Annotated in this window: 16 protein-coding genes; 4 read left to right on the forward strand and 12 right to left on the reverse strand. The window is 68.6% G+C overall.

Features of this window, described 5'->3' with window-relative positions; genetic code table 11:
- Positions 1-1,624 (reverse strand): Hsp70 family protein (locus tag NF4_RS22725; RefSeq protein ID WP_063129409.1); only part of this gene is annotated, 1,624 nt, incomplete at its 3' end.
- A 601-nt stretch (positions 1,625-2,225) separates the two neighbouring features.
- Here NF4_RS22725 and NF4_RS22730 point away from each other — a divergent pair.
- Positions 2,226-3,191: an Lrp/AsnC family transcriptional regulator gene (locus NF4_RS22730; protein WP_063129410.1), complete on the forward strand. Its 966-nt coding sequence runs from the start codon at positions 2,226-2,228 to the stop codon at positions 3,189-3,191.
- A 77-nt stretch (positions 3,192-3,268) separates the two neighbouring features.
- Here NF4_RS22730 and NF4_RS22735 read toward each other — a convergent pair whose 3' ends face one another.
- Complete coding sequence (locus tag NF4_RS22735) at positions 3,269-3,664, reverse strand: winged helix-turn-helix transcriptional regulator (protein WP_063129411.1); 396 nt, start codon at positions 3,662-3,664, stop codon at positions 3,269-3,271.
- A 62-nt stretch (positions 3,665-3,726) separates the two neighbouring features.
- Here NF4_RS22735 and NF4_RS22740 point away from each other — a divergent pair, with 62 nt between their 5' ends.
- Positions 3,727-4,566, forward strand: a complete 840-nt coding sequence (locus tag NF4_RS22740) for an NAD(P)H-binding protein (protein ID WP_063129412.1) — start codon at positions 3,727-3,729, stop codon at positions 4,564-4,566.
- Positions 4,567-4,846: 280 nt separating this feature from the next.
- Here the strand turns inward: NF4_RS22740 and NF4_RS22745 are convergent, their stop codons facing one another.
- From NF4_RS22745 to NF4_RS22775, 7 genes are all read right to left on the reverse strand, one after another.
- Positions 4,847-6,439 carry an FAD-dependent oxidoreductase gene (locus tag NF4_RS22745; RefSeq protein WP_063129413.1) on the reverse strand — a complete coding sequence of 531 codons (1,593 nt, stop codon included), beginning with the start codon at positions 6,437-6,439 and terminating at the stop codon, positions 4,847-4,849.
- Positions 6,440-6,456: 17 nt separating this feature from the next.
- The gene (locus NF4_RS22750; protein WP_084533350.1) at positions 6,457-7,470 is read right to left on the reverse strand and encodes an AurF N-oxygenase family protein; all 1,014 of its coding nucleotides are present in this window, start codon (positions 7,468-7,470) and stop codon (positions 6,457-6,459) included.
- A 214-nt stretch (positions 7,471-7,684) separates the two neighbouring features.
- Positions 7,685-8,680 (reverse strand): sulfate/molybdate ABC transporter ATP-binding protein, encoded by a 996-nt coding sequence (locus NF4_RS22755; RefSeq protein WP_063129415.1) that lies wholly within the window; start codon positions 8,678-8,680, stop codon positions 7,685-7,687.
- A 235-nt stretch (positions 8,681-8,915) separates the two neighbouring features.
- Positions 8,916-9,722, reverse strand: coding sequence for a sulfate ABC transporter permease subunit CysW (cysW, locus tag NF4_RS22760; RefSeq protein WP_063129416.1), 807 nt, complete (start codon positions 9,720-9,722; stop codon positions 8,916-8,918).
- Entirely contained in the window at positions 9,719-10,474 is a 756-nt protein-coding gene (cysT, locus tag NF4_RS22765) for a sulfate ABC transporter permease subunit CysT (RefSeq protein ID WP_157120524.1), read from the reverse strand. Before cysT ends, cysW begins: the two co-directional genes overlap by 4 nt.
- A gap of 165 nt (positions 10,475-10,639) precedes the next feature.
- On the reverse strand, positions 10,640-11,611 hold the full coding sequence (locus NF4_RS22770; RefSeq protein ID WP_063129476.1) for a sulfate ABC transporter substrate-binding protein: 972 nt from the start codon (positions 11,609-11,611) through the stop codon (positions 10,640-10,642).
- 133 nt (positions 11,612-11,744) lie between these two features.
- Positions 11,745-11,954, reverse strand: coding sequence for a hypothetical protein (locus NF4_RS22775; RefSeq protein WP_030523180.1), 210 nt, complete (start codon positions 11,952-11,954; stop codon positions 11,745-11,747).
- 83 nt (positions 11,955-12,037) lie between these two features.
- On the opposite strand from NF4_RS22775, the gene NF4_RS22780 reads away from it, so the two are divergent.
- Both NF4_RS22780 and NF4_RS22785 read left to right on the forward strand, forming a co-directional pair.
- A complete protein-coding gene (locus tag NF4_RS22780) occupies positions 12,038-12,700 on the forward strand; it encodes a class I SAM-dependent methyltransferase (RefSeq protein WP_063129417.1) in 663 nt (220 codons plus the stop codon).
- Between the two features lie 42 nt (positions 12,701-12,742).
- Positions 12,743-14,755, forward strand: a complete 2,013-nt coding sequence (locus NF4_RS22785; RefSeq protein WP_063129418.1) for a glycoside hydrolase family 15 protein — start codon at positions 12,743-12,745, stop codon at positions 14,753-14,755.
- 10 nt (positions 14,756-14,765) lie between these two features.
- On the opposite strand, the gene NF4_RS22790 is transcribed toward NF4_RS22785, so the two are convergent.
- From NF4_RS22790 to lepA, 3 genes are all read right to left on the reverse strand, one after another.
- Positions 14,766-16,571: a dynamin family protein gene (locus NF4_RS22790; RefSeq protein WP_084533361.1), complete on the reverse strand. Its 1,806-nt coding sequence runs from the start codon at positions 16,569-16,571 to the stop codon at positions 14,766-14,768.
- Between the two features lie 99 nt (positions 16,572-16,670).
- A complete protein-coding gene (locus NF4_RS22795; RefSeq protein ID WP_063129419.1) occupies positions 16,671-19,100 on the reverse strand; it encodes a RodZ family helix-turn-helix domain-containing protein in 2,430 nt (809 codons plus the stop codon).
- 191 nt (positions 19,101-19,291) lie between these two features.
- A complete protein-coding gene (gene lepA, locus NF4_RS22800) occupies positions 19,292-21,169 on the reverse strand; it encodes a translation elongation factor 4 (protein WP_063129420.1) in 1,878 nt (625 codons plus the stop codon).
- Between the last annotated feature and the right edge of the window lie 113 nt (positions 21,170-21,282).

Genomic DNA, 21,282 nt, shown 5'->3' on the forward strand with positions numbered 1-21,282 from the left:
AACCGAGACCACCCGGAGCTGGCCGGCCGCCACCCGGCAGACCACCGGTCCAGCCGCCGCCGTCGGAGCTGTCGCCGGACCCCGGAACCGACCCCGGCGGCTCGATACCGGGCAACCATCCGCCGGCGCCGCCGGATTCGTCGCCACCGTCGGCCGGCCCGCCGGTATCCCCGTCTGGTTCATCCACCACCGGCGGATCACCCGGTTCCGGGCTGCCCGGTCCGCCGTCACCGGGCGCGGGCCGATCCGGGACCGCGCCGGTGCGCGGTGGCAGCTGGACGCCGCCGTGCCCGAACGGCGGATGGCCGAATCGCGCGGGATCATCGTGCCGCGGCCGGGTTTCGGGGTGTTCGTCCTGTCGGGTGTGGTGTGTTCCCGACCCGGCGTCCGCGGGACCTTCGGGAGCCGACTTGGCCGGAGCGGGTGCACGGCCGGGCATGGGCGGCCCGTACGGCCTTGTCAGCGCGGCAGGTGTGATCACCGTGGGGGCGCGCAGCGGCGCATAGGACACGGTCCATCCGGTGTCCGACCGCTCCACCCGGGCCTCACCGTGGATCTCGAACTGCACCGCCCCCGGGCTCTGCAGCGGAACCCGGTCCTGGTCGAGATGTCCGGTATCCGCCGGGCCGCTGCCGAGGATGGTGGCCGCGGACATGGCGACCGCCGAGAAGAGGGCGGCGCCGGAGAAGATCGGCGGATGTCTCAATCCGTGCGCGACCGCCGGCGCCACGCTCTCCGCGGCCATCGCGGCGGCGCCGAGTGCGACGCACTGCCCCGAATCGGCGGCGACGGTCACCGGCAGGCCCAGTTCGGCGAGCGTTTCGGCCACCTGCGGGGGTCGCGCGGCGCCGCCCACCACCAGCACCCGATCGATATCGGAGAGCGCGACACCGGCCGAGCGCACCGCGGCCCGGACCACCTCCAGGGAATCCCGCACGTGTTCACGCCGCAGGCCCTCCGGGTTCACGAAGGACATGAGCGATACGGCACCGGTATCCGGTTCGGCCGGGCCGATGGCCCGATCGCCGGCACAGCGCGCGATCATCGCGCCCAGGGGCCGGGCGCCGAACTCGTAGGAGCGGACCGCGTTACCGACCACCGGATGATCGGGCCAGTCCGGCCCGGTCCGCACCACGGCGACATCGAGACTGTTCCCGCCCAGGTCGTAGACCAGGACGAACCCGGTGCCCAACGGCCCGTATTCGGTATCGAGCCAGTGCGCGGCGGCCACCGGTTCCGGGACCAGCTCGACGTGACCGACCCCGGCGAGATCCAGGCTCTGCCGCAGTAGGCCGAGTTGTTTGCGGGTGTACCCGGCCGGGTGGGTGGCGACCACCCCGGCCGCCGGTTCGGCGGTCACCAGGCCCTGGACCACCGAGGCGAAGATGGTGGCCGGCGACCAGATCCGCCCGTCCACGTACACCGATTCCGGATTCCGCCCCAGATCGGCGAATTCGTTGACCGCCGTGGAGAACCGGGTGATGCCCCCGAGTCTCGCGGTGCCCCCGCTGTCGAATCCGACGGCGGTCCGTCGGATGCGGACCACCGGCCGCGCGTCCGGTGCCCCGACCCGCGCCGAGACCACGTTCACCGTACCGATGCTGATACCCAGCCCAGAAGTCATCTGCCATCCCGTCAACGCACCGTGACCACGTCCTCGAAAGAGCCATGGGCGCGGTCGTCTTCCAAACAGCGCCCACAGGTTAGCTGGAACTTCGTCCGAACACCGAATAATCGAGAAGTAAATCCGAAGTTACGGAGAGGCTTTCCCGCATCGGAGCGGGTTACATACCGGACAGAGATAAGATAGAGATCCGAAGAAATGGCCTCTGATCAGCTCTTATAAAGACCTGTAGCAATCCATTCGATATCGCCCCGCCCCGATGGATTCGTAAACCCCAGCGACGCAGCGTCGATCGAGCGCCGAGCCTACCCGCCGGTAACCGACCGGTAGCCGTATCATGCCAGCATTATTTGCCGGAATACCGTCCGCACAAATACTTTCGGGAAGCGCGCCTCTTATCGCCACCAGGCCGATGGCCCCTACATCGAATCCGTTGCGCCAGTGCATATTTCGCGCTCGCCACGCAGCGGCGACGAAGAACCCCGTACCGTAGGCGTCGCGCACGGAGACGAAAAACCCCTGCGGGTCGGGGCCTCGATTCCCGCCGCACCGACCGTCCCGCGTGCACGGTCGATACCGGTGAGGGCCCTATTCTGATCTGGTGGAATCGGTCATGCTGGACACGCTCGACCAGCGCATGCTGCACGCCTTGCAGATCGACGGGCGCGTGCCGTTCAGCAGGATCGCCGCTGTCCTCGACGTCTCGGACCGAACCGTCGCCCGCCGTTTCGGCCGGCTCCGGGCCGCCGGCGCCCTCCGCGTCAGCGCCGTACCGCACAGCCATGTCGCCGCCGACACCCAGTGGCTGGTGCGCCTGCGGGTCCACCCCCGGGCCGCCACCGGGGTGGCACGAGCCCTGGCCGCCCGCCACGACACCGCCTGGGTCACCGAATTGTCCGGCGGCACCGAGATCGTTTGCCTGTTCCGGGTTCCCGGCAACGGTGCGGCACCGCTGGCAATGCTCAGTGCGCATCCCGGCATCGTGGAGGTGACCGCCCAGCGCCTGCTGTGCCATCTGATGGACCACCGCTGGCGCGGGCGTATGTCCGCACTCACCGAGCAGCAGCTCGCCGGGATACACCCGCCCGATACAGCGACTCCCGATCCGGTTCGGCTCACCGATCTGGACCGCAGGCTCTTCCGCATGCTGTCCGCGGACGGGCGGACGGCTTATGCGGATCTGGCGCGACAGGTCGACTGGTCGGAATCCGCGGTGCGGCGGCGGTTGACGGAACTACGGGGCGCCGGGATGCTGCTGTTCGACGTCGAAGTGGAGCCCGCGCTGTTCGGCTTCTCCGCACAGTGCCTGCTGTGGCTTTCGGTCACTCCGTCGCGGCTGAACACAGCCGCCGCGAGCCTTGCCGCGGACACCGAAACGGCCTACCTCGGCGCGACCACCGGTAGGCACAATCTGCTCGCCGTCACACTCAGCCGCGACGCCGGCACCCTGTACAGCTATCTGAGCGAGCGGATCGGGGCGCTACCCGGGGTCGAGCAGGTCGAGACCGCGCCGATCACCGCGTACGCCAAACGTTTCGCCCCGGCCCAGGTGAGCCGAACAGGCTGACCGCACCGGCGCCGTGCGCGGTCCCGGTGACGACAACGTGGTGTCGCGCCGAGTGATGCGGTGAGCCGACCGGGTCGTCAGCTCTTCCGGTCGTGGCGGCGCTGGGCGGCCACGACCTCGATTGTGTGCAGGCGGATCCAGTCCAGGAATTGCTGCATCGGCGCGTTGAGACCGCGGCCGAGGTCGGTGAGCTCGTAGCTGACCCGCGGCGGCGTGACGGGCTCGACGGTGCGCGAGACGAGCCCGTCCCGCACGAGTGTGCGCAGCGTCTGCGACAGCATTTTCTCGCTGATCCCGCCGATCGTGGTGTGCAGTTCGGAGAACCGTAACGGCCCGCGTCCCAACGCCGTCAGGATCAGCACTCCCCAGCGGCTGGTGATGTGGTCGAGCACTTCACGCGCGGGGCAATCGCTGTTGAATGCGTCACTCATCGCGGGCCGGAAGGTCTTGCGAGCCTGGGAACCTACTGCCATACCAGGAGCTTACCTACAGGTATGTTCTTACTTTCAGTAAGCCTTCGGCATACGCTTCCGCCATGGTCACAGTCGTTTTCGGAGCTAGAGGCAATGTCGGCCGCCACGTCGCGGCGGCACTGGTAGCGCAGGGCGGGCCGGTTCGCCTGACGAGCCGGGAGCCCGACCCGGCGGGCTTCCCACCGGGCGTACAGGTCGTAGCGGCCGATCTGGAGCGCTCCGAAACACTGCCCGCCGCACTCGAAGACGCGGAACGCGTATTCCTGTATGCGAAGCCGGACGGAATCGCAGAATTCGTGGCGGCCGCCGAGACCGCCGGGGTCCGGCACGTGGTACTGCTGTCGTCCGGGGCCGTCCTGCAGGGCGAGGCCGAACAGAACCCGATCGCCCGCTCCCACCGCATTGTCGAAGCCGCTCTCGAGCAGTCGGACCTGGCGTGGACGTTCATCCGGCCGGGAATGTTCGCCACGAACGCACTGTGGTGGTGGCAGCGGTCGATCCGCGAAGAGGGCAGGGTCCGCATGCCGTATCCCGAAGCGCGGACGGCACCCGTCCACGAACGCGATATGGCGGCACTGGCGGTGACCGCACTGACCGAGCGGGGCCATCAGGGCCGCGCCTATTCGGTGTGGGGGCCCGCGGCTCTGACCCTGCGGCAGCAGGTAGAGCACATCGGTGCGGCCATCGGCCGGGAGATCTCCGTCGAGGTGGTCTCGGTCGACCGGGCCCGCGCGGAACTGAGCGAGACCATGCCCGCGATCGGCGTCGAGGCCGTCCTGGCCGGATGGCAGGCGGGAACAGCCGCGCCGCCGGAGGTATCGACCATCATCGAGGAGGTCACCGGCCGCCCCGGGCGCACTTTCGCGGAGTGGGCGATGGACCACGCGCCCGACTTCCGCTGACCGCGGGATCCGGGTGCCGTGCATGTCCTCGACGGCCACCTCACCGGTCGCGACCTCGGCACCCCCGCATGGAGACCGCCGCCGAACGCGTTCATATTGCCTGGCCGGAACGCGATCACGAGCACGCGCCGGCCGATCAGAAGTTGCCCTACGACCGGCTCACCGAGGAGGAGGAGGAGGAGGAAAAGGACCGGGTGGTCGTGCGCGGCGACGGAGCAGGTATACGAGCGACTCCGCGGCGGACCACGCTAAGGGTTGCGTGGTCCGCCGCGCAGCGGGTTCAGCGGCGACCGAAGAGGCGGCGGCGTGCCGATTGCCCGGCGCGCAGTACCGCTCCACCCGGCCGCGCCTGCGGTCGGCGACTACGCAACAGACCGTCGAAGGCCTCCGCGCTGCCCGCGGGTTCGGGTAGGCGGCCAGCATTGAAATCGTCGGCCAGCTGCTGCACCGTCTCCTGCGCACAGGACTTGTTGGTACCGATGAACCCGGTGGGCCCGCGTTTGATCCAGCCTGTGACATAGGTGCCCGGGAACACCGCCCCGTCCGGCGCCTCCAGCACCCGCCCGGCCTGGTTCGGGATGATCCCGCGCTGTTCGTCGAACGGCAGGCCCGGCGTGGGCACCCCCCGGTAGCCCACCGAGGTGAGCACGAGCCCGGTCTCCAGGAGATCGAGATCGCCGGTGGGTACCGCGCGTACCCGGCCGTCGTCACCGATCACCCGATCGGTGCGCTCCACCTCGATCCCGGTGACGGCATCGGGGCCGAGTATGCGGCTCGGCGCGCTCTGATAACGGAAGACGATGCGCCGTCGCCCGCCGGACGGCCGCTCGGCGGCCCGTCGCAGCAGATCCAGTTTGCGCTCGACCTGATAGGACAGCCCCTCCGTGGGCGGAGGCAGTTCGCCGTCCACGACGATATCCACATCCGCGCCCAGCAGCCCGACGAACTCCGGGACGGTGAACGCCGATTCGGCGGGGCCGCGCCGGCCCAGCACCACGACCTCTTCCACGCTGCTGCGCCGCAGCGCGTCGAGCGCGACCGGCGAGATCTCGGTCCCGGCCAGCTGTTCGGGATCGCTGGTCAGGATGCGCGCCACATCGAGCGCGACATTGCCGTTGCCGACGATGACGACCCGGCGCCGGGAGAGATCGAAATCGTGGTGCAGATGGTCGGGGTGACCGTTGTACCAGGCCACGAAATCGGTGGCGGAGACATTCCCGGCCAGACCTTCGCCCGGGATACCGAGTTTGCGGTCGGTCGACGCGCCGACCGCGTAGACAACCGCGTGATGGTAGGCGAGCAGTTCCTCGTGCGAGATGTGCTTGCCCACCTCGACGTCGAAGTAGGACCCGAAGCCCGGCTGCTCCGACATCACATCGAAGAGGCCGGCCACCTGCCGTGTCTTCGTGTGGTCCGGTGCCACACCGTATCGGGCCAGCCCGTACGGCACCGGCAGCCGGTCGAACACCGTCACCTGCACCTCGGGCCGGGTGAGCAGTTCGTCGGCCGCGTACATGGCCGAGGGTCCCGAACCGACCACGGCCACCCGCAGCGGCCCGCGCCCGGCGGTGTCGATCACCGGCGCCGGCACCGGTGGTGCCAGCAGCGGGCGCGGGCGCGCCTGCCGGTAGAAGTCGGCGTTGATCTCGATGAACGGCTGCTGCTCGGCGGTCAGTTTCTTCGAGGAGGTGATGGCGTCCACCGGGCACGCCGAGGCACAGGCGCCGCAGTCCACGCAGGCCGCCGGATCGACATAGAGCATGTCCGCCGTCCGGAAATCCGGCTCGTCCGGGGTGGGATGGATGCAGTTGACCGGACAGGCGTAGACGCAGGACGCATCGCTACAGCACGACTGGGTGACGACGTAGGGCATGGAGGTGCTACCGCCGCTCAGGCCGCTTTGCCGGAGACCGCGCGCAGCGGCTCGGAGCGGTACCGGGTCGTGTGGCCGTCGATCCCCAGCGCCTTCCACACCCGCTTGGCGACCGGGTTCATCAGGCCGATCTCCTGGGCCAGGGCGCGCACGTCGCCGAAGTAGTCGCTGAAGGTCTGTTTGGCGTCGTCGGACCCGTAGAACAGTTCCTTGCGCACGCTCTCCGGGATATCGAACTCGTCGAAGAACGCCTTGGGCGGCGTCACGATGGCACGGCCGAGGATCCACATGACGATCGGCATGGCCAGCGACAACACGAACTTGTTCCGGGCCGAGGCCTCCGGTACGTGCTTCTTGAGGAATTCGTGCGCGAAGGAGATGTGCCGCGCTTCTTCGGCCACATGGATGGCCATCACACCGCGCATGATCGGATGCACTTCCTCGCCGGAGCGCAGAACTTCCTTCTGGATGTGATCGATCGGCTCCTCACCGCCGAGAACGGCCATGAAGAACAAGTTCGGGAAGGCCACCGCCACCGGGACGGCGATATGCCGGATCTGACGCACCAGCGGGCCCATACCCGGGACATCGACCCCGATCCGGTTCACCATCTCCTGGAACATCAGGGTGTGGTTGTGCTCCTCGATCATCTCGTGGGAGCAGTAGCGGAACTCCGGGTCACCGTTGGGCAGGCCGAAGATGTGCTGCATCATGCCGCTGATCAGGATGGCCTCGAACTGCAGGCCCACTTTGGCGACATTGGCCTGGCGGTACTTGCCGAGCGCGATCTTCTTCTCGTGCGGCAACGCCTGGTACCAGGGATGACGGCCGAGCGTGTCCCCGGAGACCGGCAGAATCCAGCGCTCCGGCCGGGCATCGGCGGCGAAATCGGGATTGTCCCAGTCGATATCGGTGAACGGATCGAAGTTCCGGTTGACCGAACCCTCCGACAGCAGCAACAGCTTCTCCGCGTATTCCTGCGCCTGCGCGACCAGTTGGTCGTCGGAGACCGTGGTGGCTGAAGACGTCATCGTCACTGCCTCTCGTCGATGATTCGGGCTTAACTGTTTCCCATAGTTACAGCTACGCCGGGGTACGTCAACACGACTACCCGCGGCAGCCGGGTCACACCGGGGACGTGGCGAGTATCACTCCAGCTCAGCGCGGCATGGACAGCGGTCGAACAGGCTCAGAAGGGGGTTACGACAAGCCCGACCCTCGCGGTACCGAAGGCGACGCCCGCGATCACCGCACCGGCAAATAAGGGATCCGGGTCGCGCGGGCGTACACCGTTTCCCCCTCCGCCAAGCGCAATGCCTCGGCGTCACCGCGGGTGACCTGGGCGGTGAACAAGTCGCCGGTGGCGGCGTTGCGCAACTCCACCCGGACCTCGAACCCCAGCCGCACCACCCGCTCGACCGTCGCCCGGGTGACGCCCGCCGATTCCGCGGTGCCCTCGTAGGCGGCCAGCGCCATATTCGAATCCCGGCCCACCCGGATATCGTGCGGCCGCACCAGATGCCCGTTGAGCCGCGCCACCGCGCCGAGGAACGACATGACGAACTCGCTGGCGGGCCGGTCGTAGACATCCTCGGGACTGCCGACCTGCTCGATCCGGCCGGCGTTCATCACCGCGATCCGGTCGGCCACGTCCAGGGCCTCTTCCTGGTCGTGGGTGACCAGCACGGTGGTCACGTGTACTTCCTCGTGCAGGCGACGCAACCAGGTCCGCAGATCCGCGCGGACCTTCGCGTCGAGCGCGCCGAACGGCTCGTCCAGCAGCAGCACCTGCGGATCCACCGCCAACGCCCGGGCCAGTGCCATCCGCTGCCGCTGCCCGCCGGACAGCTGCGCCGGATACCGGTGCTGGAAACCATCGAGACCGACGATGCCGAGCAGTTCGTCGACTCGTTTCGCGATCTCCGGCTTCGGCCGCTTCCGGATGGTCAGCCCGAAGGCCACATTGTCGCGGACGGTCATATGTTTGAACGCCGCGTAGTGCTGGAAGACGAAACCGATATCGCGCTTCTGCGGTGGTACCCGGGTCACATCCCGGCCGCCGATGGTCACCACTCCGGAATCGAGATTCTCCAGCCCCGCGATCGACCGCAGCAACGTCGACTTCCCGGACCCCGAGGGACCGAGCAGCGCGGTCAGCTCGCCGGAGGGGATATCCAGGCTGACATCGTCGAGGGCGGCGAACGAACCGTAGTTCTTACGCGCATTGGTCACGGTGATCACGGGCGGCCTCCGGCATACACAGTCGAGATGTCTTTCTTCGAAGCTGGCACATACGGCCCGTGAAGGCCGCGGTCAAGGCAGAGGTACCGCAGCGCAGAACCGTCTTCGAAAGCAGTACCTATGGTCGGCGGAGGCCGCAGCGAAGGCGGAGACATCACCTCACGAGGCCTCCCTCGAAGCAGGTTCATGCGATCCGCGGAGGCCGCAGCGAAGGCGGAGGTATCGCAGTATCGCATCAGGACGCGTCCCGCTTACGTTCCAGGAGCGTCATCAACAGCAGGGTGATGAGCGCGAGCCCCATCAGCAGAGTGGCGGCGCAGTACGCACCGAAATCGTTGTGATCGTTGATATAGCGTTCGTGCACCAGCAGCGTCAGCGTCTGCGATACACCGGGGAACCCCGACGACACCATGATGACCGCGCCGAACTCCCCCAGCGCGCGGGCCACGGTGAGCACCACGCCGTAGGTCAGTCCCCAGCGGATGGCGGGGACGGTGATCCGCCAGAAGGTCTGCCAGCGTGAAGCCCCCAGGGTCGCCGCCGCCTGTTCCTGATCGTCGCCGATCTCGTGCAGCACCGGTTCCACCTCGCGCACCACGAACGGCATGGTGACGAAAATGGTCGCCAGCACCATGCCCGGCAGCGCGAAGATCACCCGGAAACCCCAGTCGGTGACCACACCGAACCAGCCGTCGACACCCCACAGCATGATCAACGCCACGCCGACCACCACCGGCGAGACCGCGAAGGGCAGGTCCACGATGCCCTGTAGCAACCGGCGACCGGGGAAATCGCCGCGTACCAGCGCCAGGGCGATCACCACGCCGAGTATCACGTTCACCGGCACCACGATCACCAGGATGATCATGGAGAGATTGAAGGCCGAGATGGCGGCGGGCGTACTGATCTGATCGATGAACGCCCCGATCCCCTGGCCGAACGCCCGGTACAGGATGATCCCGAGCGGCAGCACCAGCAGCACGAACAGATAGCCGAGAGCGAGCACGCGCAGCGTGATCCGGCCGGGAGCGGACAGTTTCATCGGGCCTCACGTTCCTTGCGTGCCGTCCGCTCGGCGAACACCCGCAGCACCAGCAGCGCGACGAACGCGATCACCAGCAGCGCCACCGAGACCGCCGCCGCGTTCACCGGCCGGTCGATCTCGATCTGCTGCTGGATGTACTGGGAGGCCACCTGCGTCTCACGGGGGATGTTGCCGCCGATCAGCACCACCGACCCGAATTCACCGATGGCGCGCGCGAAGGCCAGGCCGCCGCCGCTGATGATGGCCGGCGCCAGGGTCGGCAGCACCACGCGGCGGAAGGTCGTCCAGTTGTCGGCGCCCAGCGACAGCGCCGCCTGTTCCACCTCGCGATCGGCCTCGATGAGCACCGGCTGCACCGAGCGCACCACGAAGGGCAGGGTCACGAAGGCCAATGCCACCACCAGGCCCGGCCGGGTGGCGTTGAGATGGATATCGACCGGACTCTGCGGTCCGTACAGGGCCAGCAGCACAATGCTGGCGACGATCGTGGGCAGCGCGAACGGCAGGTCGATCAGCGCGTTCACCAGTCCCTTGCCCGGGAAGTCGTCACGGACCAGGACCCAGGCGATCATCGTGCCCATCACGACGTTCAGCAGCGCCACCGCCAGCGAGACCAGCACCGTCACCCGCAGCGACGCCAGGGCCAGCGGGTCGGTCACCGCACCCCAGAACCCGGACCAGCCGTCGTCGAACGCGCTGACGGTCAGCGCGGCCAGCGGCAACAGCACGATCACACTGAGCCACAGCATCGCGGTGGCGATACCGAGCGGGCCCACCGAACCGGTGAACCGCAACCACGACCGGAGCGGCCGGCGGGGGGACACGTCGGGGCCGACGCCGCCGGCGGGCGCGGGTTCGGTGGTGGTGCTGGTGGTCACGAGTATCGAGTATCGCGTGTGGGCCGGGTCACCCGGTCACTCGGTCGCGTTGTCGTACGCGACGGCGATGGTGCCGGAGTCGGGCGCGAACAGTTCCGTTTCCACCGTCTCCCAGCCACCGAGGTCGGCGACGGTGTACAGAGTGGGCGGCTGCGGGAAGACGTCGGTGTACTCGGCGGCCACCCCCGGATCGACCGGACGGAAGCCCGCGTCGGCCCAGGCACGCTGCGCTTCGGTCGTATAGAGGAAATCGCGGAAGGCGACCGCCTTCTCCGGATGCTGGGCATGGGTGAGCACCGCGACCGGATTCTCGATCTTGAAGGTGGTCTCGGGCACGATGTGCTCGACCGGGTCGCCGTGCCGTTCGGCGAAGATCGCCTCGTTCTCGTAGCTGATCAGCACATCACCGGTGCCCTGCAGGAAAGCCTCGGTGGCCTCCCGCCCCGATTTCGGCTGTACGCGCACATGGGTCAGCATCTGGTTCAGGTAGTCGACCCCCGCCTGCGGGTTCTGCCCGCCCGCACTGGCCGCGGCGTAGGGGGCGAGCAGGTTCCATTTCGCCGAACCGGAACTGAACGGATTGGGGGTCACCACCTCGACCTCGGGGCGCAGCAGATCGTCCCAGGTCCGGATGTTCTTCGGGTTCCCCGCGCGCACCACCAGCGCCACCACCGAGCCGAAGGGCACCCCGCGGGTGGCGTCGGTGTTCCAGTCGGGATCCACCAGTCCGGCGTCGACCAACCGCGTGATATCGGGTTCGAGGGAGAAACTCACCACATCGGCGGGCGCGCCGCGCGCGATCTTGCGGGACTGGTCCCCCGACGCGCCATAGGACTGGCGCACCTCCACACCCTCGCCCACCTCGGTCTGGTTGAACTTCGGGATCACTTCGTCGTAGCCGGGCTTGGGGATGGCGTACGCGTACAGGTCGACGGTTCCGCCGCTGCCGTCGGCCCCGCCGCCGCCGACCTCGTCACTGGATCCCCCGGCACACCCGGCCAGCAGCATCGGTACCGCGACCAGCACCGCCAGCAGGCGATGCGCCGGCCGCACGACAGCCCGCCTCACCGGGTGAACAGCCAGGCGACGATCACCAGCACCAGCAGCGCCAGCAGCGCGATCTGCACCCGTGAGCGCGGCATCAGCACACCTCGTTTCCGGCATCGCGGTCACCGTCGGCGTCGTCGCGGCCCAGTGCGACGCCCGCCACATGCAGGAGCCGGTCGATCAGGTAGGCGATCGCGAAACTGATCGGCACCATACCCACCAGCACCACGAGGAACTGAGGTATGAACGGCAGACCCGCCACCCACATCTCGAACCCGTCCCACCAGTCGGCAATACGCTCCACGGCGACCAGCGTAGAACACCACACGGTGGCCACCCCGACCCGCGCCTTGACCTCAACCCGACTCGAGATTGCAGGCTGGGGTCATGACACAGGCACCAGAGGTATGGAACTCCGCCTACGACAACGACACCGCGCCGTGGATCATCGGCGAACCCCAGCCCGCGATCGTCGAACTGGAACGGGCCGGCCGGATCCGCGGCCGCGTCCTGGACCCCGGCGCGGGCGCCGGTGAGCACACCATCGCGCTCACCGCCCTCGGCTACGACGTGCTCGGCGTGGATCTCTCCCCGAGCGCGGTCGCCTACGCCCGCCGGAACGCCGCGGCCAAGCAGGTACCTGCCGCGCGGTTCGAAGTGGCCGATATGGTCGCTCTCGCCCACTCCGGCGACAACCCGCTCGGCACCTTCGACACGATCGTCGACAGTGCGCTGTTCCACGTGTTCGTCGATGACGCCGGGGCTCGGGCCGACTACGTCCGGACACTGCACCGGCTGTGCGCGCCGGGCGGGTACGTGCACATTCTGGCGCTCTCGGACACCGAGGCCGGATTCGGTCCGCGGATCGGCGCGGCCATGATCCGCGACTCCTTCACCGGCCCCGGCTGGGAGGTCGAGGACCTGCGGCCCGACCACTACTACGGCCGGATCACCGAGACGGTCGCCGACCGGGCCGGGGACCTCACGCCCGACGCCGCGGGCAAGGTTGAACTCGCCGCCTGGCTGGCCCGGATCCGGCGCGTCGGCTGAACCGTGGTGGACGGCTCGGGGTCGCGCGACCCATGATGGGGTATGCCGAGTCCCGAGCACGCACCGTCGGCCGACGGGAAACCGGGCACCTTCCCGGCCGTTCCGCCGGAGACCAAGTTGCCGCAGAGCAACTTCCCGGTCATCGACGACTATGCCTTCCTGTCCGACTGCGAAACCACCTGCCTGATCGCCAGCAACGGCTCGGTCGAGTGGATGTGTGTCCCACGCCCGGATTCACCGAGTGTTTTCGGCGCCATCCTGGATCGCAGTGCCGGCCATTTCCGGCTGGGCCCCTACGGCCGTACCGTGCCCGCCGCCCGCCGCTATCTGCCCGGCGGAATGATCCTGGAGACCACCTGGCAGACCGAAACGGGCTGGTTGATCGTCCGGGACGCGCTGGTGCTGGGTCCGTGGCACAACACCGAACAGCGCAGCCGCACCCGTCGCCGCACGCCGACCGATTGGGATGCCGCCCATATGCTGCTGCGCACGGTCAAATGCGTCAGCGGCACGGTTGAACTCGAACTGAGCTGTGAACCGTCGTTCGACTACCACCGGGCCCCGGCCACCTGGGAGTACACGGGCAAGGTGTACGAGGAGGCCTCCGCGGTCTGTGCCGCCGACCCCACGGCCGGGCCCACCCTGGTACTCACCACCGATCTGCGCCTGGGCCTGGAAGGCCGTGAGGCCCGGGCGCGGACCCGGATGACCGAGGGCGACTGCGCCTATGTCGCGCTGACCTGGTCGGAGCTGCCCGCACCGCAGACCTTCGCCGAAGCCGCCGAGAAGATGTGGACCACCATCGACTGCTGGCGGCAGTGGATCACCCTCGGTGATTTCCCGGACCATCCCTGGCGTCGCTATCTGCAACGCAGCGCCCTCACTCTGAAGGGCCTCACCTACGCCCCCACCGGCGCCCTCATGGCCGCCGCCACCACCTCGCTGCCCGAGTCACCGGGCGGGGAGCGCAACTGGGACTACCGGTACTCCTGGGTACGCGATGCCAGTTTCGCCCTGTGGGGTCTGTACACCCTGGGCCTCGACCGCGAAGCCGACGATTTCTTCGCCTTCCTGCACGACGCCACCACCGGACCCGACGACGAGGCGGTACCCCTGCAGGTGCTGTACGGGATCGGCGGGGAGCGCGAGCTCACCGAGCACACCCTCGATCACCTGTCCGGGTACGGCAACGCCCGGCCGGTCCGGATCGGTAACGGCGCCTACAACCAAGAGCAGCACGATATCTGGGGCACCATGCTCGATGCGGTCTACCTGCACGTGAAATCCCGCCAGCACGTACCGGAAACGCTGTGGCCGATGCTGGAACGCCAGGTCGGCGCCGCCATCGACAACTGGCGCCGACCCGACCGCAGCCTCTGGGAGGTCCGCGGCGAACCCCAGCACTTCACCTCCTCGAAGGTGATGTGTTGGGTGGCGCTGGACCGCGGTGCGCGAATCGCCGAACTGCACGGTCAGGTGCATACGGCCCAGGAATGGCATCGGATCGCCGAGGAGATCCGGGCCGATGTGCTGGCCCACGGCGTGGACGACCGCGGTCGCTTCACCCAGGTGTACGGCGGCACCACCCTCGATGCCTCCCTGCTACTGGTGGTACTCACCCGATTCCTGCCTCCGGACGACCGGCGGGTCCGCGCGACGGTGCTCGGCATCGCCGAGGAGCTCTCGGAGAACGGCCTGGTACTGCGCTACCGCAACGAGACCACCGACGACGGGCAGGTCAGCCCCGAGGGCAGCTTCACCATCTGCTCGTTCTGGCTGGTATCGGCGCTGGTGGAGATCGGCGAGATCGGCCGCGCCCGCAGACTGTGCGAACGGCTGCTCACCCATGCCAGCCCGCTCAAGCTCTACGCCGAGGAGATCGATCCGTCCACCGGCCGGCATCTGGGCAACTTCCCGCAGGCGTTCACCCACCTCGCGCTGATCAACGCGGTCACCCACCTGATCCGGGCCGAGGGCTCCCAGGAGGCCGGGACATTCCGCCCGGCGCACAACAAGACCGGCGGCACCCCGTGGCGCAGCCGCCCCCGGCGCTGATCAGGGCCGGTCAGGCGGCGACGAAACTGTCGGCCTGCTGGCGCAGGTCGCGCAACTTGCCCATCTCACTGTCCAACCGGGCGAGCCGTTCCGCACCCCGATCGCCGTACTGGGCGCCCGCTTCCTCGGCGACCCGCAGCGCCTCCTCCGCGGTACGCAACGCCTCGGTGGCTATATCGGTGAAATGATCCCGCAGCACCCGCTGCACCTCACGCAGGCGGGTCCGGGATTCCTTACCGACCTGGAACACCACATCGTCCATCAGACGCGCCAGCGCCACCTTGGCCTCGGCCTGCCGCCGCTGCCGGCGGGTGCGCCGGTCCTCCCACAGGGCATGCAGACCGAGCAGGATGCCGGCGCCGGCCGAATACCAGTTCACCAAGGACATACCGAGCAGACTGGTCGCCAGGCCGACCATGAGGATACCGCCGTAGGAACCGCGCAGCGCGGACAGGAACTGCTCGGTGATACCGGCTTTGGCGCTCTGCAGCGGCTCCAGCGGCGCGACGTTCTCCAGCAGTTCGGCGGGATATTGCGGACGGATATCGGGCAGATCCGGGCGGCGGTGATCGGCGGGGAACCGCGCGGCCACCTGTTCGCCCAGTTCCTCGGCGCGATAGTTGGCCGTGTCGAAATTCTCCGCGATCGCCTCGGCGATCCTGGCCTCGAGGTCGGTGCCGAAGCGCGCCCAGCGGGCCGCCGGGTCGGTACGCGAGATCTCGGCCTCGGCGTCGCGCACCAGGATCCGCAGCCGGTGCCGGAGATCGTGTTCGATATCGGCCATGAGTTCGGTGCTGCCGTCGGCGAGCGTGATCTGCCAGGTCGCGGTGCGCTGGCGCAGCTGATCGGCCTGGTCCCGTGCGGTGGCCAGCTGCTGGGTCACATGTGCCCGGCGACGCGGATCACGGAGCGCGTCGGCCTCGGTGCGCAGCGTGACACCGAGATGGTCGCCGACCAGCCGGATATCGCGCACCGCGGACTGTACGGCCGCCGCGTCGGCGTGGGCGACCACGTAGTCGCGCAGATGTTCGACCAGTTGCGGCAGACCCGATTCGATCGCACGCTGCTGATCGCCCGACTGCTGCGCCTCCTGATGGAGGGCGGCCGAGACCGGCGCCACCGCGAAACCCAATCCGGCGGCGTCGAGCAGTTCGCGGTTGCGTTCCTGCACATGGGTCCAGTGCGGGTTGCGATCGATCTTGTTGAGCACGCAGATCACCGTGGGGCACACCTGCCCGATCCGGCGCAGATGCGCGATCTGCTCCCGGCTGTATTCGTTGTCCGCATCGCTTACGTAGAGCACGGCGTCGGCGGCGGCGATCATCGACCAGGTGCTGCGATCCTGCACGGAAGCGCCAGGGGCGTCCATCAGCACGATCCCCTCGGCCAGCAACGGGCTGGGCTGGGTGAAATCGGCCCGGATCACCCCCTTGGCCGTGAGCGCCGGAGCCGGATTCAGCGGATCGACGGGCTGCCGGCGGATCCGCCCGCCGCCCTCACGGCGGATGAGGGTGGCGGAGGGTTCCGGGCCGTACTCCACGATCGCGGGCACGCTGATCGCACTGTCGGTGGCGCTGATCGGCGCCCCCGCCATGGTGTTGACCAGGGTGCTCATCCCGCTCTTCGGTGGACCGACCACCACCAGCCGAACCCTCGTATCGGCCACCCGGGCACGCACCATCCCCAGCCGGCCCCGCAAGTCGTTCCGACTCGCGGTGCGTGATACGTCCCGCAGCTCATCGATGATCTGGATGAGGGGGGCCATCACATCCGGGTTCTTCACCGTGGCGGCCCGCGGTCCGGCTGCGGCAGACAAGCCCTGCTCCTCACTCTCGGTCACAACATCCCGTCATCGACCGTGCTCGGTCGAATCACCCCCGTACGACCGGACAGCACCCCCGCCGGTCGTGAACCGTCACATGAATACCCAGTGGCCGTGATCGGCAATCGGGTCCTCGGTCACCGCCACTGTATGTGGCAGCAATCCGCCGGACAGATCACCGGTCAGCCCACCGCCCGCGATACCGAGCGCGGTGTGCTCGGTATGCGGCGTGACGGCCACCGCGTGCACATCGTACGGAACCGGCGAACCGTGATCGGCGATCGGCTGCACCTGGGGTGCCACCGGGAGCGGTGTCGGCAGCGGATGCGGTGCCACCGGCGCCGGGGCATCCGGCAGCACCGGCTGCTGGGTCGGCACGCTCACGGTGGGCACCGTGGCCGGCGGCTGATCCGCGGTGGGCACCTGCTGGGTGGGCACCGGCTGGGTGGGCACCGGCTGGGTGGGGACCTCCACCGTGGACGGAGTTCCGTCCGGTGTCCGGTCACCCTTGCCCGGCTCGTTCGGGCTGGTTCCACCGATCGGGTCGGTGGTGGTACCGCCGGTCGCGGTCTCGCCGGTGGAGGAGCCGGGGTCCGTGGTGGTGGCGCCGGTCGATTCGCCGGTGCTGCCGGTGGACCCGCCCTCGGAGGTGGTGGTTTCCGGCGACGTGGTGCCGGTGGCGGGTCCGCCCGTGCCGGTGGTGGTTTCCGGCGAGGTGGTCGAACCGTCCGGAGACGTGCCGGTACTCCCGCCGATCGACGGTGTGGTGCTGCCGCCCACCGTGGTGCTGCCATCCGGGGATGTGGTCGTACCGCCGTCGGGGCCGGTGGTCGTGGGGCCGGTGGTGGACGTGACGTCACCGGTGGTCGTCGGCGCGGTGGTGGTCGGCACGACCGGGGTGGCGGACCCGGGCAGGACCGGCTCGGCCGGCGGCTGCGGGTCCGGTGCCGGCGCCTGCGGCGGCCGGTGGAACAGATCCGGGAGCTGCGCGGCGGGCGCGGTGAGCGGCGACGGTCCCGCCGGCGCATGGAAGACATTGGCCATCGGGGTGGTCGCCGCATCGGGCTGGACCGTGGTCTGCAGCGGAGTCGCCGCGACCGGCTGCACCGCCGGTGCCATGGCGGGCGGTACGACGACCGGCGGCGGGACGGGCGCGGGAGCCATCGGTGCGGGCGCGATCGGAGCCGCGGCCATCGGAGCCGGGGCGATCGGCCCGGGCGCGACGGGGCCCGGGGCCATCGCGGCGGCCGGGATCGGCCCGGGAGCCGCGGCGCCCGGTGCCATGGCCGCCCCGGCGCCGGTCGACGCCGCGGCGCCGGAGGCCGCGCCGGTGCCGGACGCGACACCGGGAACCGCGGCCTCCGCCCCGGCCGCGACACCGGAGTCGGCTCCGCGAGCCGCGGCCTCCGCACCCGCGTCCGCCCGCGCGGCGGCGTCCAGCGGATCGCGACCGGCGGACTGCAACGAATCGGCCGCGACGGTGCCGGACTGGGCCCAGTCGAGGTACTGATCGAGTCGATCGTCGAGCAGGCTGCCGTCACCGACGGTGATATCGAGATCCCAGTCGCTGGCGACCCAGAAACCCTCGGCGCCCGCCGAGATATCGAGTCCCGTACGGGAATCGACAGCCACCGCATGGCCGAACCCGTCGGCGACGACGATCCCGCCGTCGACGCCGAAGTCGATGAGGAACTCGCCGGTCGGACCGCCCTCGCCGTACCAGCCGGACGCCGGATCGCCGGCCGGGCGCGCGAGGAGATCGGCGAGGTCGAACCCCCAGTCGCCATCGTCGGCGCCGCGCGCCACCGCCTGGGCCGAGGAATCGGGACTCAGATCGAATCGGGGCAGGTCGAAGATATCGGTCTGAAAGGCGTCGGCCGGTGCCGGGAGCTCGAATTCGCCCGGGGCACCGAAACCTTCGTTACCGGGCAGCGGAAATCCCTGCCCCCAACCGGGGATACCGTCGAAACCCGGGACGGTGTTCGGCGGCAGACCAGGATCCGGCGCGCCGAGCTCGGGCATACCCGGGATCGTGGATTCGGGTACCCCGGTGCCCGGCATGTACTCGGCACCGGGCGCACCGCCCTCGGGCGAGCCGGGTACCAGCGTCAATCCCGGTATGTCCTCGGTGTGGACACCGGGGTAGTAGTCGTCGAGGTCGAAATCGCCCGGACGGCCGACCTGGATATCGAAGGTCGGGCCGTGCGGGAGCGGCATGGTCGTGCTCGCGTCACCGGCGGAGCCCGGCGCCTCGGACTGCACGGGATCCGGATCCGGGAAGGTGATCACCGGACTCGGGACATCGGGATCGGGATCAGCGCTGTAGGCCCAGCCGGCGTTACGGCTGTCCAGTTCACTGGGCGGTGCCGGGACCCCGCCGCCGTTGTTCGCGATCAGCGCGCCGCCGGTTACATAGGCGCCGCCGCGCGCGACCCGCGACGTGGCGCTGGCAATGCGATAGGCGGTGTCGCCACCGCGTTCGGTGACCTCTTCGTCGCCGTCGAACGGCAGATCACGCGCCATTCCAAACTCCACTCTCGCGTTCAACAGCAACCGCGCCGGGGCCGCCCCGGCGCGGATCCGCTCACAGCCTATTGTCGACATCTGCGGCTGTCACATTTTTGTTATCAGCCGATTCCGGTAGGCCGGGTGGAGGTGCGGAGCATATCCGGCTATCGCACAGCGATATTCCCGCGAGCGGGGATATCGGACCGCTACTTCTTGTCCTTCGGCTTATCGGACTGCGCGTCGGAGGACAGCGCCGCGACGAAGGCTTCCTGCGGGACGTCGACCCGGCCGATCGTCTTCATCCGCTTCTTGCCCTCTTTCTGCTTCTCCAGCAGTTTGCGCTTACGGCTGATGTCACCGCCGTAGCACTTGGCCAGCACGTCCTTGCGGATGGCGCGGATGTTCTCGCGGGCGATGATCTTGGAACCGATGGCCGCCTGGATCGGCACCTCGAACTGCTGACGCGGGATCAGTTCGCGCAGTTTGGTGGTCATCTTGTGCCCGTAGGCCTGGGCGGCGTCGCGGTGCACGATGGCACTGAACGCGTCGACCGCCTCGCCCTGGAGGAGAATATCCACCTTGACCAGCTGCGATTCCTGTTCCCCGGACTCCTCGTAGTCCAGTGAGGCGTAGCCGCGGGTCCGCGATTTCAGCGAATCGAAGAAATCGAAGATGATCTCGGCCAGCGGCAGGGTGTAGCGCAGTTCGACGCGGGTCTCCGACAGGTAGTCCATCCCGCCGAGGTCGCCGCGCCGCGACTGGCACAACTCCATGATGGCGCCGATGAATTCGCTCGGCGAGATGATGGTGACCTTGACGACCGGCTCGAAGACGTCGCGCACCTTGCCTTCCGGCCAGTACGACGGATTCGTCACGGTATGTTCCGTGCCGTCTTCCATCACCACCCGATAGACCACGTTCGGCGCGGTGGAGATCAGGTCGAGACCGAATTCGCGTTGCAGGCGCTCGCGAGTGATCTCCATATGCAACAAACCCAGGAACCCGCAGCGGAAACCGAACCCGAGCGCCACGGAGGTCTCCGGATCGTAGGTGAGAGCGGCATCGTTGAGCTGGAGTTTGTCCAGCGCGTCACGCAGATCCGGGTAGTCCGACCCGTCCACCGGATACAGCCCCGAGTAGACCATCGGACGCGGTTCGCGGTAGCCGGTGAGCGGTTCGATCGCGCCGTTGCGAGCGGCGGTCACGGTATCGCCGACCTTCGACTGCCGGACATCCTTCACACCGGTGATCAGATAGCCGACCTCCCCGACCCCGAGGCCCTGGGTGGGCTTGGGTTCCGGTGAGACGATGCCGATCTCGAGCAACTCGTGGGTCGCGCCGGTGGACATCATCTTGATCTTCTCGCGCGGTGTCAGCTTGCCGTCCACCACCCGGACGTAGGTGACCACGCCGCGGTAGGTGTCGTAGACCGAGTCGAAGATCATCGCCCGCGCGGGGGCATCCGGGTCCCCGACCGGCGCCGGAACCCGCTCGATCACCCGATCCAGCAGTTCGGTCACGCCCACCCCGGTCTTCCCGGAGACGCGCAGCACATCCTCGGGCTCGCAGCCGACGATATGGGCGAGTTCGGCCGCGTAACGCTCCGGATCGGCGGCCGGCAGGTCGATCTTGTTCAGGACCGGGATGATCTCCAGGTCCTTGTCCAGCGCCAGGTACAGATTCGCCAGGGTCTGTGCCTCGATCCCCTGCGCGGCATCGACCAGCAGGATCGCGCCCTCACACGCCTCCAGCGCCCGGGACACCTCGTAGGTGAAGTCCACGTGGCCCGGCGTATCGATCAGGTGCAGGACGAAATCCTCGCCCTCGTGCTCCCCGGACCGCGGCGTCCACGGCAGCCGCACGTTCTGGGCCTTGATGGTGATACCGCGTTCCCGCTCGATATCCATCCGGTCCAGGTACTGCGCACGCATCTGCCGGCCCTCCACGACACCGGTGAGCTGCAGCATCCGGTCGGCCAGCGTCGACTTGCCGTGATCGATGTGCGCGATGATGCAGAAGTTCCGGATCCGCGACGGATCGGTGAACGTCGTATCGGCGAAGCTGGCGGGCACTCCACTCCTCATGGGGTATCGGGCGTACTGACGACCATCGTCCCATGCTGGACCGCGCCCGCCGCCGCCCAGGTCCCGCCGCGGCCCACCGGAGGCGATATCCCCGGCGCCGCCGTGACGTTATC

This window comes from Nocardia fusca NBRC 14340, from assembly GCF_001618425.1.
GTDB classification, from domain to species: domain Bacteria; phylum Actinomycetota; class Actinomycetes; order Mycobacteriales; family Mycobacteriaceae; genus Nocardia; species Nocardia fusca.